We start from the raw sequence: 14,364 nt of genomic DNA on the forward strand, positions 1-14,364 counted from the left end.
TCAGCATCTAACTAGGACAGATTCCGAAAATTCCCGATAACTATCGGCATGGAATGACGGTACCTTAATAGGCAAGTGCAAAAAGTACCCTTCGTTTTGAAGGTTTTCCCGAGTAAATACATTTACCTTCTTCCTCTTCGTATTCCAGAGGCATACAACGAATGGTTGCTTTGGTTTCGTTTTTAATCTGATCCTCGGTTTCTACAGTACCATCCCAGTGCGCCGAAATAAAACCACCTTTGTTATTGAGTACCTCTTTGAATTCTTTCCAGGTATCTACTTTGGTTGTATTCGCAGCCCTGAAATCGTAAGCTTTCTGGTAAATATTGTTTTGGATAGCTTCCAGCAAGTTCTCCACGTAGTCTTCGATTCCTTCCAACTGAGTTGTATTTTTCTCCAGCGTATCGCGGCGGGCTACTTCCACGGTTCCGTTTTCAAGGTCGCGCGGACCAATGGCCAAACGAACCGGCACTCCTTTTAATTCGTATTCAGCAAATTTCCAACCGGGTTTACGGGTGTCACGATCATCGTATTTCACGCTGATGCCTTTGGTTTTAAGTTTGGCAATGATCTCATCCACTTTTTCAGTGATGGTTGCCAGTTGCTCCTCTTTACGGTAAATTGGAACAATTACCACCTGGAAAGGCGCTAACTTTGGAGGAAGTACCAGTCCGTTATCATCGGAGTGCGCCATAATAAGTGCCCCCATCAAACGCGTAGAAACACCCCACGATGTCGCCCAAACGTAATCTTCTTTTCCTTCTTTGGTGGCGAATTTTACATCGAAAGCTTTTGCAAAATTCTGCCCCAGAAAGTGAGAGGTTCCCGATTGCAAAGCTTTTCCATCCTGCATCAGAGCCTCAATGGAATAGGTTTCCAAAGCGCCCGCAAAACGTTCGTTGGCTGATTTCAATCCTTTAATAACAGGAACAGCCATGTATTGCTCAGCAAAATCGGCATATACATTAATGATCTTTTCTGTTTCTTCTATGGCTTCCACTTTAGTAGCATGAGCCGTATGACCTTCCTGCCACAAGAATTCGGCAGTACGTAAAAACAAACGGGTACGCATTTCCCAACGCACCACATTGGCCCACTGGTTTATCAAAATAGGCAGATCGCGGTACGACTGGATCCAGTTCTTGTAAGTATTCCAGATTATGGTTTCCGAGGTAGGACGAACGATCAGTTCCTCTTCAAGTTTGGCATCAGGATCAACAACTACCCCACCGTTCTCCTTATCATTCTTAAGGCGGTAATGCGTAACAACTGCACACTCTTTGGCAAATCCTTCAACGTGATCGGCTTCTTTGCTAAAAAACGATTTTGGAATAAATAACGGGAAATATGCATTAACATGACCGGTTTCTTTAAACATTTTATCGAGCTGGGCCTGCATCTTCTCCCAAATGGCGTATCCGTATGGTTTTATTACCATACTGCCCCTTACTGCAGAGTTCTCAGCGAGATCAGCTTTTATCACCAGATCCTGGTACCATTGTGAGTAATTCTCGCTCCTCGAAGTCAATTCTTTAGCCATAATCTAATCTTTGGTATAGATTTTGTTTTTAAATATTTAAATTTTGAGCTTACAAAGAAAGTAATTATTATTGACATTAAATAAACGGAGGATTCGTAATGAAAACAAGATTAACATTATTAGGACTTATAGGACTGGCGCTTGGAGCTTGTTCTACTGGGGGGTATGTTTCCGGAACGTATTCTGACGACATCTACTTTTCGCCAGGCGATGTTCCTCCGCCAATCACCGTAGAAGAAACGGTAGCTGAAAAGCCGGCAAAGAAATCGGCAAATACACTTATTATAAGCGATATTGAAAAATCGGAAGACGGTTCGAATACCATGAACAATTACATTTTTGATGGTAGCGAAGAAGATGCCGATGTTTTGCGTTACAACATGGATCAGATGGAAATGCAAGACAGCGACACGACTGTTTACTATAATGATGATGAGATGAAATACGTCATCAACAATTATTACGAAGGCGAAGAACTGGATTACGCTTACCGTATTCGTCGTTTCCACCGTCCGTATTTTTACGACCCGTTTTACTGGGACAGCTGGGCTTATTATGATCCGTTCTACTATGATCCATGGTATTATGGTCCTTCCTGGTCATTCTCATGGAGCTGGGGATGGGGATATCCTGGTTATGGTTGGGGCTATCCCGGTTATGGATGGGGTTATCCCGGTTACGGATGGGGTTATCCCGGTTACGGATGGGGCTATCCTTGTTACGGTTGCTGGGGTGGCGGATACTATCCGGGATATCCTTCACACCCAATATACCCGGGTTACGGTAACAGCGATCACTATAGATATGGCAGAAGAACCAATACCGGTGCCGGTGGTAGCAGTGTTGCCAGAAATGTCGGAGGAAGAGCCGGTACTTCAGGAGTTGCTGCATCAAGAGACAGAACAGTAAGTAAAAGCGGAACTACAGAAGCGCGCCGCAGTTCAGGAATTACTTCGACAAGAGGTACCACTAAATCGGCTACCGATAATTCACGAGTTTTAACTGAAAAGCGGAGAGCAACCACAAATTCAAGATATACCCGTTCCGGTCAGGCAGGTAGTGATGCCAATGTAACTCAAGCTACGACCAGATCGAGGACTCAAAGTTATACCCGTCCGGGTACAAGTGTTCAGAACAGAACATATACCCGCCCGGCAACTAGTACTAAGAGCAGTAGCAATAGCAGTTACACCCGACCACGGGTAGTGCGCAACTCATCAACAAAATCGGGTTCGTACTCCACCGCTCGTTCTTCGGCATCGTATAACAAAAGTTACCGCTCAAGTTCAACGTACAACAGAAGTACAAGTCGTGGAACTTCATCTAGAACATACCGTGCTCCTGCCTCAACAAAATCGGGCAGCAGCAGTTACGGCAGAAGTTCTTCGTCATCGTACAGAAGTTCATACTCTTCAGGGAGTTCAAGAAGTTCAGGTTCTTCATACTCTTCAGGAGGGTCAAGAAGTTCAGGTAGTTCAGGAGTTTCAAGAAGCAGTTCAGGTGGAAGCCGGTCATCCGGAGGAGGTAGCCGCTCGGGAGGCAGAAGATAACCGAACATCACTGACTTAATAAAATCTATTAACAAAAAAAGCTAATGCCATGAAACGATATTATGTTTTAATCGCACTGATGATTGTATTGCCTCAACTCTTGTTGGCACAGAATTTCGCGGATGCATTTCGCATGTCGTATAACGAAATACAGGGAACGGCACGAGCGGCCGGAATGGGAAATGCATTTGGCGCACTGGGAGGCGACTTTACTTCGCTTTCCATTAATCCTGCAGGTAGCGCTGTTTACCAAACCGGAGAGTTTGTAATAACACCCAGTTATTACATCAACAAAAGCGATATGACCGTCGGCGGCGGAACCTTCTCAGACAATGAGCAATCCTTCGCGTTAAACAATGTTGGGGCTGTAGGAACCTTCAGAACCAACCGTTCGGAGGCAGGAATTGTTAGCGTTAACTACGGAATAGGTTATAATCGACTGGCCAATTACAACAGTAATTCCTTTGGTAATTTTGATCAGTCTTCTGTTTCATGGCTTGATGATATTACGGCTTACGCCAACAATGAAGCGCTGGCAAATGCCTACCTTGAACAAGACATAGGAGCCATTCAATACCGAGATTGGACAACAAAACTGGCTTGGGATACATACCTGATCGATCCGATATATGATGAGAATGGAAATGCGATCGACGGTCAATACCAAAGCATCCTTTATCAGGATGAAAAAGTTGATCAGCTTAAAACCTATTCGCAGGATGGAAGATTGGATGAATACCTTTTTAATGTAAGTTTGAATTTCAACCACAAGTTCTACCTGGGAACAACGCTTGCATTCCACGATATTCGTTACGATAGTCATGCGAGATATGAAGAACTGCTCGAGGATAATAATTCTTACCTATACGATAACGACTATTACATGAGCGGAAGCGGCTTCAATTTTAAAATTGGTGCCATTTATAAGCCGGTACAAACCGTTCGTTTAGGTTTGGCATTCCACTCGCCTACTTTTTATCAGATCAGTGAGAAATCGGTATTGAGTATGGAATCGTACCTGGCACAGAATTATTCCAACTATGGGGTAAATACGTACGATTATGATTTCAATTCGCCCTGGAAAGTTGTACTTAGCGGAGCCGCTGTTTTTGCCAAACGTGGATTGATCAGTGTGGATGCTGAATACCAGGATTATGCTTCAATGCGTTATCGCCGCGGAGGTTACGGATCGGATAATTTTAACGATCTAAATTCAGAAATGGGCAATGTGTTCAACAGCGTGATCAATCTTCGGGTTGGTGCCGAATATAAACTTACCAACCAGTTTGCCGTTCGCGCAGGTTACCAAATGTACGGAAATCCTTATGAAAACACGCTGGCGCAACAGGCTACATTGACCGACAATGTAAATGTACTGTCGGCGGGATTTGGTTATACCATAAACGCCTTTTCCATTAATGTAGCGTACACGAATTCGATGAGCAAAATTTCGGAAGGTGCAGAACAGCCCAATTATTACCAGGTTCCGAGAGAAAATAACAACCACAATATTTTAATGTCGTTTGGATTTAGATTCTAACAAACATTAATCGAAGCAAAAAAGCCATTACCTGAGAACAGATAATGGCTTTTTTGTGAGCTGCAAAACTAAAGCTCTATTTGTCCATTTTATAAATGCGTTCCATAAGCTGCCATTTTTCATCGGCTGAAGCTTCTGCGGAGGTCTTCTGAAATTGTGATACATATGCTTCCCATTCGGACTGACGTGGCTTGGTAGCCAATTCTTTCATTGCCGTATCATGGTCGAAATCCGGAATGGTATCCATAATCATAAAAAGCTGGTTACCGAGCAAGTAAATCTCCATATCGATAATACCCACTTCACGCATTCCCTGTGTAATTTCAGGCCAGGCTGCCCCGGGAGCATGTACCTTTTTGTATTCTTCTATCAACTGCAGATCATCTTCCAGTTTTAGTGCCTTGCAATATCTTTTGTATTCCATACTTTTATATTGATACGTTTAAGCTTTCAGCGCCCGATAAGTTCGATATCCGTAAATGGCAATCACCACAAAACAAATAAACGGCAGGATAAACGAGAAATTTACTGCAGGCAAAAATCCGATGGTTCCCTGGTCGATAATAAATCCCTGCAGCGGCGGCATCAATGCACCGCCCACAATGGCCATCACCAAACCTGCTGCTCCAAGTGTAGCATCGTCGCCAACGTCTTCGAGTGCAATTCCGTAAATGGTTGGAAACATCAGCGACATAAACGCCGATGTAGCCACCAGCAAATACAATCCCGGCATGCCCTGAATAAGGATAACTCCAGTTGTAGTAAGCATTCCACCAACAGCAAAAAGAGTCAGCATAAACCTCGGATTCAGGTATTTCATCAACGCAGTACTAATAAAGCGACTGGTAATAAAAATAGCCATGGCAACAATGTTGTAATTTTGTGCTTCAGCCTTTGGAATTCCTAGATTATCAGCATACTGAATGATAAAAGTCCAGCACATGATTTGTGCTCCCACATAAAACACCTGGGCAATTACACCTTCGCGATAGATATTATTTTTGAATAATTTTTTTGCCGAGTGCCAGGGATGAATCTCGTGATCAGCGCTTTCACGTTTTGGCATCTTGGCAACTGCGATTATAATCAGCATTAAAATGACCACAAATCCCAGGATCACATATGGATTTCGGATTACAGCCAGGTCGTTTGTTCGGATTGCAGCCTTTTCTGCAGCACTTAAAGTATCAAAAATCAGGTTGCCTGCAGCATCTCGTTTATCCGATTCTAATGCTGACAAAATAACTTTTGACGCCACAAACATCCCCAAAATCGATCCCATCGGATTAAACGACTGTGCCAGATTTAAACGACGTGTAGCCGTGGCAGGATCTCCCATCGACAGAATATAGGGATTCGCAGTCGTCTCCAGAAATGCTAATCCAAAAGTTAAGATGTACAGTGAAACCAGGAAAAAGCTAAAGATTTCGAATTGCGCTGCGGGGTAGAACAACAAGGCCCCAATGGCATACAGTCCAAGCCCGATAATGATTCCAAGTTTGTAAGAATAACGTTTTATGATGAGTGCAGCCGGAATGGCCATAGTTGCATAGCCGCCGTAAAACGCAAACTGTACCATAGCAGCTTTGGCATTTGAGATTTCCATTACCGTTTTAAAGGCCGCCACCATTGGATTGGTAATATCGTTGGCAAAGCCCCACAAAGCAAATAAGCTAGTAATCAGAATAAACGGGAGAAGTATCTTCTTTTCCACCACAACCTTTTTCTGGTCTTTCATTTTTTATTGGTTTTAGTTTTTTGAAACAGGCATCAAATATTACAAAATAAGTTAGATCTGGCACCCTGTACTTACCTGTTCTTAATCTATTTAGGTGATTTCGTATTTTAACTACAGGTATCCGTCTCTGTTTTTAGCTTTGAGTTGATCAACCACTTTTTTCACATCCTCTGCGCGATCACGTTTGCACACCAAGGTCGTATTTCCGTCCTGAACGACGATAACATCCTCGAGGCCAACCACGGCAACCAGCCCTTTATCGGAATACACATACGAGTTTTTGGTATCCACCAATACGGTTTCCTGCGAACCTGCATTTCCGTTTTCATCTTTTTTATCATCCGTCAGATAAACCGATTCCCAACTTCCCAGGTCATTCCAGTCAAAATTTCCTTCAACCAGGTATATGTTATCGGCGTGTTCCATGATTCCATAATCCACAGAAATACTTTCTACAGCCCGGTAAATGGTATCCAACGTTTGTGGATAAGTTGGATTTCCAAAGTCGGCCTGAATCTTGCGGAGGTCGGCATAGAGGGATGGTGCAAATTTCTCGACGGCATCAAGAAAAACAGAAACCTTAAACACAAACAAACCGCTGTTCCAATAGAATCCACCTTGCTCGAGGTAAGAAGTAGCCGTTGCCTCATCCGGTTTTTCAACAAAACGTTCTACTTTAAACTGAGGAATTTTTTCGTCGCCGGTAATGTTATCAGCTGTTTTCACGTAGCCATAGCCGGTAGCCGGATATGTAGGACTGATCCCGATGGTAACAATTCCGTCGCGCTCGTCGGCAATTTTTGTAGCCGCCAAAACAGTGTCTTTAAAAAGCTCCGTATTGGTAATCAAATGATCGGAAGGTGAGACCACCATAATCCCGTCTTTGTTTTCCTGCTCGGCATACATAGCTGCCAGACCTATACACGGTAACGTATTTCGTCCGATCGGTTCGTAGATCAGGTTCTTCTTTGGCAGCATGGTCGCTTGCTTTTCCAGCACTTCGGCCTGGGCAGCACTCGAAACAATGTATATGTTTTCTTCGGCAGTAAAAGATGAAAAGCGTTTTATGGTATCTTCCAGCAAAGAATCTTCACCAAAAATATTGAGGTATTGTTTTGGTTTGCGCGTTTTACTTCGTGGCCAGAATCTTGTTCCCGAACCACCCGCCATAATCAAGGTGTATATGTTTTGCATGCTGTGATTTTAGATTTGTGCCCGACTAAAATAAAGTTATTCTCTGAATAAGCCAATTTCAATTTTCAGGAAAATGATTCTGCTAATTTTATTACAAACGTAATCTCGATTTACTCGCCAATTAAGCGAACCTTAATTTTTGCCCGATCCCCGTCAATCGTCCATGCAGGAATTCGGAGTTCAATTCTTTTTAAACCCGGTATTTGCCGGTCGAGTTCCAGGGGAGTAGGATCTAATGAAACCAGCGAAACCATCAGTTCGGGATGCGACAGATTTTCAAGTTTAAGCGTTTTTCCGTCCTGAGTTAAAACTGCACCTCCATCTACAATTTCCACATCGGCTGTAGTCATAAGTTGCCAGGTGATCAGTTCCGTTTTATCCGATTTCACCATATCATCTTCTATTAAAACCGAAACCGGACTTTCTTTTGTAAACTTACGCGTGGCTTTTGTCACCACACCGCCCAGCGCCGGTGTCATGTCGTAACTTCCTTCCGGCTGTTCTCCTTCCTTAAAATCAAGAATGGTTACCAAACCTTCTGTCCGATGAAGCGAGTTGTTGATGCTGATGGTACTATGTCCGAAATTATTTTTTGTAAGCAAGGTCCAGCGCTGGCTGTTCTGGCTTTTATTCCAAAGATCGAAACCGGCCTGTTCCAAAGTATTGTAATTCTGGTTCCCGGGATCGACCACCCAACGGACGCCGTTTAGTTCAAACACAAAAGATCCTCCATCCATGTTTCCGTGATTCACCATCCCGCGGCCACCTTTTGTGCCGAGGTAATAAGCATGCGGATCGTTCTCACCTCCTGTAAAAATTGCAATGGGATTACTCCCCTCTCCTTTCCATGATGTTGGCGGGACTGCATTGTCATCTTTTTCGAACTGCGCGAGCCAAACCATTGCCACACCTGCCAAACGCGTTAATTTTCCCATATCTTCGGCCGGTCTCAAAAATCTTTCGCGCTCGAAAAAAAGTTCGTTGCCCGATTTCATTGCAAACCAGGCCAGAATCAGATCACCATTCTCACTTCTGCGATCGCCGCAATCGGCAAAGTTGTAGTACATTCCAGAGGGTGCGTTGGTGAGCACTCGAAATAGTGCACTTTCCTTAAATCCTGGAAAATCCCAATGTCCAAAATCACTACCAAAAGTACTTTCGAGCATAGCAGCAATCGTCACCGAAAAGCTGGTGCCATAATACCAATAAGTCGATCCCTCGGGATAGACTCCGTCAGGCATGTAAGCGGCCATAGCATGCGGCAGGCCATCGAGAGCCCTTGAAATAGTTCGTGCTGCCAATTCCGGTTCATCCTCAGCAATGGTTATAGCAGCAGCTATCATTCCCCCGTTACAGACCTGGTTCCAGTTGTTATCGCCGTTTGTCCACCACAGAGGTTCCCCACTCTCGGGCCAGCTGGGTTTTAATCCCTTTTCAATTAATGCCTGTTTAGCCATTTCTATGGTCGATTGCGGCAAATCACCGGCAGTCCAGTCGAGTGCCAAAGCAACCGCCAGCGACATTTCAGCAACATCCAGAAAATGCGAAGGATTCCAGTCGCTAAAAGCACACACTGCCAGCACCTCATCGTTAATGCGTTTCAAAATGCGGTCGTCTTTTTCCATCCGGTAAACAAAGGCCAGCATATTTATCCGGTACAGCATCTCGCGCGAAGTACCCAGCAACCTTCGACCAACCATCTTTCGGGTAAGCAACTCTTCATCAAAAATACTTTCGGCATTGAGCTGAATAGCTGAATACATATTCTGCAAAACCGGATCGATTTTGAGTTTCTTTTTCAGATTCTTTTCCAATTTTCGGTTCAGTACCAATCGAGGTTGAGATTTACTAAGGTTCTTTTTCAGGTACTCAACCGATATAGGGTTATCAAGTTTTGGAAGTTCCTGAGCTTTGGCATTCGTGACTGCAAAAATGAAAAACGACACACAGGCCAGGATAAAAATAGTTTTTAACGACATCAGTTTTATTATTGATTCAGACCTTAAAAGTAAATTATTCCTTGCGTAAAGACGACTACCACCGTCAATTTTTTGAATCCTCAGATAATGGATAAACCGGATAATCCGGCCTGATTTTCTTCTAAACATTGATTTCCAAACCTATTTTCCGTAAATTACATACTGAATCCATTAAATCATGGTTCTCATCAAATTTATACATCATGCAAAAAATTACTTCAACCCAAACATTCGGGCAAAAAATCCTGCTGATCATCAGTGTTATTATCGTTATAGGCTGTGCCTCCATTTCGCAATTCGACCAGTATGCTTACGTTCAAACCACTTCGCTAAAGGTAGACGCACTACAGGTGATGGATCTTGCCGTTGATGAGTTTAATGACCATGCCGATGAAGTGAAAACGCTTAAAGCCAATCTGCAGAAAATATATGAATACGAAAAAAACCGACCAAAGAACGAAATCACCATAAAAATGTGGGACAAACTCCTGGATGAAGATGGTCACTTGATTGGCGGATTTCTTGAAAAATGGGAGGAGGACAGTTCACTTAGTGAGTTCTTTATTAATGAAGCAAAAAAAACAATTGGCCCGGCATTCGACCAGATTGCACAACTGGAAAGTAAAAAAATAAAACCTTCGGAAATTTAAAATAACAAGTATGGCATCGATAGATATTGAACAATTACTGAAAGAATTAAAAGAAGAAAGTGCAGCTCTTGCAAAAGCTACGTTTAAAAAGTTTAAGGCAGAAGCCGAAGAAGATGCGCTAAACCTGATCGGCTCTTTAAAAGAAGACATAAAAAAGTGGACAATTATGCTGGCTAACGGACAATTGTCGAAAGATGAATTTGAATGGCTGGTGATGTCGAAAAAAGAGTTGATTGAAATGGTTGGACTGAAACAAGCCGGACTTACTTTGATAAAACTTGATGAATTGAAAGCCAAGTTGCTCAACCTGGTTATTACCAAAGTTTTTAGCCTGGTATAAAAAACACCTGCCCGAACTTCGGACAGGTGAATTCTGCTGTTTAATTATACCTATTTGTTAAACGGTTCGTAACCATTGGTTGCTGACCCAACCTTCGATATCGGTTTTTACATACGACCAGCCACCCTGTGTTTTTGTGATTTTTACCTTGGTTCCTCTTGGAAGCGGATTCGATACCAGAGATGAACCGGTGCCTGGCGAGGTACGAATATTCAGATTATCGGCTGAAACAATCGCGAGCTCATCCAGTGTGTCATCTGGCTCGTCGGGCAGATCTTCATCTCTGCCAAACAATACCCGGTTCCTTAACGACTCCATGGGAAATGCCGGCCCGGGATCTCGTTTCCGAGAAGGAGCAATATCATCGTGCCCCACAATCTCTGTAATGTTATAAGTTTCAACCAAAGCCAGACAAATTTCTTCAACTGCTTCGATTTGTTCTGCAGTGTAAGCTTCCCAGCCACGCTGGTTGCTATCGAGTTTATGTGCCGCCAAAACCACGTTTTTATTGGATACTAACTTGCTAAAATTCGTCATATATCCTTCGGCTGTTTGAGTCAGCACTCCTGCATTATCAATTTCAATTCCTATGCTGTATTGGTTGAGGCCGCTCCTGCCCTTCCACGAACTACGGCCGGCATGCCAGGTTCGAATATCAAAAGGCGCCAACTGAATGATCTCACCCTTTTTCCCAACAACAAGGTGAGCCGAAGCCTTGGCTTTAGGATTTTGCAACCAACTTGCCGATGAAGCAGCAGAACTTCCGGCTGTATAGTGAATTACAATCGTATCGGGTAATCCGGAACTAAACGGTCCGGATACATTCGGTGTTTCCTGAAACGAAATTTTTACTTTTCCTTCAGCATCTTTAAGTTTATGTTCTTCAATTGCAATCATCCTTCAGCTTTATTAGTTTTCGTTGTTACGTTAGTTGCTCCCGATCCTGTCATATAGTTGGTCAACTTGTTGGTTATGCCCATTTTTTCAGCCGACCGGCCTACTCCGTATACACCAACCACAGTTCCCCAGGCCCACCAAAATTCGTTGGGCAACTGAATATCAGGCATTTCATTAGCCCCGGATATATAAGCTATAACCGGCACGATAACGTAGACCAGAAAAATAAATGCCAATCCGGAATAAACGATTGTAGGGCGGGCACGCTTGGTGTACTTGTCACCCTGTGCCAGCTCAGCTTTAATGATCTCCTGCCGGGCATCAAGTTCTTTTCGGTAGGTTTCTTCCAGTTCGCCTTCCAGTTTCATCATACGGCTCTGCATTTCGAGCTTGAATTCCTGTTTTTCTTCTTTACTCAGTGTAAACCGATCAATCACATTTCCTACGCTGTCAACAACGTCGGTAATGCCTTTACTAAATAGTTTTTTAAATAGATCCATATTGTAAGTTTTGTAATTAGAAAATTCTTAATTGAAATGTTTTACAACGAAATCGAAGGCATTGTCGAAACAAACTTTCTGAACAAATTTTTCGTGACTTACCCCAAACAACAGGCTTTCCTTTTCAGGGTCTGCTTCAATTTCGGCAATAAGGTCGCCGGCGAGTTGTTTAAAATCAAGAACTGTTGGGTAACTGTTCAGCGGATCGATAAATCCATCAAAATCGGTTCCCAAACAAAAAGTATTTACGATTTCTTTTTTCGATTTAATCTCGGGATCATCCGATAAAACAACCGCTTTCATCATCGATTTTATATTTTGCCAAACATAGGAGGCATGCGTTTCATTTTTTTCGATGTCGTCTTTGGCAACTCCCAATACCCGTTGATCGAGATTGATGCCCACTACTCCACCTGTTTTAAAAATGATAACAACATCCTCATCACAAATATTGATGTTCCAGTTGTTGAATTTGTGCCCGTAACGTTCGCTAAAATCTCCGTTCTTTTCATCCGGCATTCGCGTAATATGATCATCCAGTGTTTTCACTCCCGAATAGGCCACGTGGCTTGCAATCACCGGAATAGGGTGATCCGTTTTCAAACTCGGCAACACAAACTCTTTGTAATATTCCCTGCGTGCCCTGGCACTTAAATGCTTAACATCGATCAGTATTCGGCGTCCAAGTTTCATCGGAACGTATTTCCCGTTTTCATCCAGTGCAAGCAGGTAACGCAGCACCTTTTTTCCTTTTTCAGTAATGCCTGTATTCATTCCTTCCGACTGATCAAGCAGAAGATTCCCAATATCGGGGATACTGTGAGCGTGCCCCGCCAGGTGGTTATAAAAGTGATGGGTAAAAGTGATGAAAAACAGCGGCTGTTCCCATCTTTTAATTTGAGCCAGCTTTTGTTCGATGGCTTTATAATCTTCATGACTGTTAAAGACATTGGCGCCTTCAATAGTAAGTACAAAAGCTGTTTTATCGTTTTTTACAATTTTCTCAACATCAGCTCCGTTCAAGGCAATTTCATAGGTGCCGTTCGCTTTCAAATCCCCGGCGTGATTTTCCAGAACTTTCTTTTTGCTCACGAACAAACGTTTGGGAAAGGGAATATATAACTCCGTCTCAGTAGGCTTTTCATTTCGTTTTAGCAGAAATTCTCTTTCCTCGTTCAATTCTTTGTAATAATCGTAATGGCGGCTCTGTACATAATTAACCCGGCGAAGTGGGATTTTCATATAAATCGCCTGAATAAAATCGCGAACTGCCAATCCACCTCCTTCATCGTTTCCGATAAAACGAAGAAATCTGTTTAAGACCGAACTTACTACTTCATTCAGTACAGTATCGCCCAGGAATTTTTTCAGATTACGGGCTACTATCTTTTTCGAATCCTTTCGGCCGGTGACCCAACCTTGTTCCAGCGGATAAAGTGATACAAATGCCAGCTTTAAATTACCATTGGTAATTTTGGCCATGTCGCATTGAGTGTAGGCCGCCGCACGTTTCCCTTTCTCTTCCGATTTTTGCTTGGGAAGTACGATCCACCATGGATTATACCGGCTCTGCTTTTCAGGACGTCGCCGTTTATGCAGCCAGTTGTATGAGCGCATATGAGGATGACAATGCAAGTCTGCAAATCGATTTACGGTAGTCATTTTACATGGGGTTTAAAGTCCAAATTCATCGTAACACGACATTTTCCGATCATGTTGATCAGAACACATAAATACGTAGATTGTAAGCGTCTGTTGCTTTTAACCGGGTTCATGATTATGGTTGCTTATTTTCGTAAAACTTCTGCCTACTCCGGTTAAATCACGTTACTACAAGTTACTGAACTCCAATCAGAAATACAAATTATGATACCTTCAACAGCTGACACACAAACTATAAAAATACATTTTTGTATTATTTTAATCGCTGATAATCAGCAACTAATTCACAGACTTACGAACATAGAATTAATTGACAATATGAAACCTTTGTAAAGTATCACCGTTAAAACAGTCAATTCAAATACCAATATAGAATCCCATTGAGTTAAAATACTAACCTAAAATTTTTAGCTATGGCTAAATTGACAGTAAAATCTCTCGACGACCTTAGAAAAAAATTAATCTCTGATCCCAAATTAGTGGAAGAATTCAAAAAAGATCCTGTTTCTGCTCTAGGAGACTACTCGGTGACGGATATACCTTCACAAGTTTATAAAACTGCTGTAACTGGTTTGATTATTGTTATCATTCTAATAATCGTAGGAATATTTACTTTGTATGCTTTTGGCAAAATTTCTAATGAGACAGAATTACCAACCTTGATAACAGCAATTGGCTCAGCAGCCATTGGAGCTGTAGCCGGTTTATTGACACAACCATCAAAATGATGGACCAAATAGAAAGTACATCAATATTTTCAAATTATTATTAACC

General features: G+C 42.6%; 13 protein-coding genes. 5 read left to right on the forward strand and 8 right to left on the reverse strand.

Features of this window, described 5'->3' with window-relative positions; all coding sequences use genetic code 11:
- Positions 1-64: 64 nt before the first annotated feature.
- Positions 65-1,540 (reverse strand): proline--tRNA ligase, encoded by a 1,476-nt coding sequence (proS, locus tag WFY05_RS12290; RefSeq protein ID WP_340113160.1) that lies wholly within the window; start codon positions 1,538-1,540, stop codon positions 65-67.
- A gap of 98 nt (positions 1,541-1,638) precedes the next feature.
- Here proS and WFY05_RS12295 point away from each other — a divergent pair, with 98 nt between their 5' ends.
- Both WFY05_RS12295 and WFY05_RS12300 read left to right on the forward strand, forming a co-directional pair.
- On the forward strand, positions 1,639-3,090 hold the full coding sequence (locus tag WFY05_RS12295) for a hypothetical protein (RefSeq protein WP_340113162.1): 1,452 nt from the start codon (positions 1,639-1,641) through the stop codon (positions 3,088-3,090).
- A gap of 49 nt (positions 3,091-3,139) precedes the next feature.
- On the forward strand, positions 3,140-4,630 hold the full coding sequence (locus WFY05_RS12300) for an OmpP1/FadL family transporter (protein WP_340113163.1): 1,491 nt from the start codon (positions 3,140-3,142) through the stop codon (positions 4,628-4,630).
- 76 nt (positions 4,631-4,706) lie between these two features.
- Here WFY05_RS12300 and WFY05_RS12305 read toward each other — a convergent pair whose 3' ends face one another.
- From WFY05_RS12305 to WFY05_RS12320, 4 genes are all read right to left on the reverse strand, one after another.
- Positions 4,707-5,054 carry an L-rhamnose mutarotase gene (locus tag WFY05_RS12305; protein WP_340113164.1) on the reverse strand — a complete coding sequence of 116 codons (348 nt, stop codon included), beginning with the start codon at positions 5,052-5,054 and terminating at the stop codon, positions 4,707-4,709.
- A gap of 18 nt (positions 5,055-5,072) precedes the next feature.
- Entirely contained in the window at positions 5,073-6,368 is a 1,296-nt protein-coding gene (gene fucP / locus WFY05_RS12310) for an L-fucose:H+ symporter permease (protein ID WP_340113165.1), read from the reverse strand.
- 111 nt (positions 6,369-6,479) lie between these two features.
- On the reverse strand, positions 6,480-7,562 hold the full coding sequence (locus WFY05_RS12315; protein ID WP_340113166.1) for a mannose-1-phosphate guanylyltransferase: 1,083 nt from the start codon (positions 7,560-7,562) through the stop codon (positions 6,480-6,482).
- A gap of 110 nt (positions 7,563-7,672) precedes the next feature.
- Positions 7,673-9,541 (reverse strand): heparinase II/III domain-containing protein, encoded by a 1,869-nt coding sequence (locus tag WFY05_RS12320; protein WP_340113168.1) that lies wholly within the window; start codon positions 9,539-9,541, stop codon positions 7,673-7,675.
- Between the two features lie 203 nt (positions 9,542-9,744).
- On the opposite strand from WFY05_RS12320, the gene WFY05_RS12325 reads away from it, so the two are divergent.
- Both WFY05_RS12325 and WFY05_RS12330 read left to right on the forward strand, forming a co-directional pair.
- Positions 9,745-10,191 (forward strand): hypothetical protein, encoded by a 447-nt coding sequence (locus tag WFY05_RS12325; protein WP_340113169.1) that lies wholly within the window; start codon positions 9,745-9,747, stop codon positions 10,189-10,191.
- A gap of 10 nt (positions 10,192-10,201) precedes the next feature.
- Positions 10,202-10,531, forward strand: coding sequence for a hypothetical protein (locus WFY05_RS12330; protein WP_340113171.1), 330 nt, complete (start codon positions 10,202-10,204; stop codon positions 10,529-10,531).
- Positions 10,532-10,588: 57 nt separating this feature from the next.
- Here the strand turns inward: WFY05_RS12330 and WFY05_RS12335 are convergent, their stop codons facing one another.
- The 3 genes from WFY05_RS12335 to WFY05_RS12345 are packed head-to-tail and all read right to left on the reverse strand — an operon-like array spanning position 10,589 to position 13,590.
- A complete protein-coding gene (locus WFY05_RS12335) occupies positions 10,589-11,428 on the reverse strand; it encodes an N-acetylmuramoyl-L-alanine amidase (RefSeq protein ID WP_340113172.1) in 840 nt (279 codons plus the stop codon).
- Positions 11,425-11,928: a holin family protein gene (locus WFY05_RS12340; protein ID WP_340113173.1), complete on the reverse strand. Its 504-nt coding sequence runs from the start codon at positions 11,926-11,928 to the stop codon at positions 11,425-11,427. Before WFY05_RS12340 ends, WFY05_RS12335 begins: the two co-directional genes overlap by 4 nt.
- 27 nt (positions 11,929-11,955) lie before the next feature.
- Complete coding sequence (locus tag WFY05_RS12345; protein WP_340113174.1) at positions 11,956-13,590, reverse strand: hypothetical protein; 1,635 nt, start codon at positions 13,588-13,590, stop codon at positions 11,956-11,958.
- Between the two features lie 413 nt (positions 13,591-14,003).
- Here WFY05_RS12345 and WFY05_RS12350 point away from each other — a divergent pair, with 413 nt between their 5' ends.
- The gene (locus WFY05_RS12350; RefSeq protein WP_340113175.1) at positions 14,004-14,318 is read left to right on the forward strand and encodes a hypothetical protein; all 315 of its coding nucleotides are present in this window, start codon (positions 14,004-14,006) and stop codon (positions 14,316-14,318) included.
- Positions 14,319-14,364: the final 46 nt, after the last annotated feature.

It is taken from the genome of Maribellus mangrovi, assembly GCF_037646455.1.
GTDB classification, from domain to species: Bacteria; Bacteroidota; Bacteroidia; order Bacteroidales; family Prolixibacteraceae; genus Draconibacterium; species Draconibacterium mangrovi_A.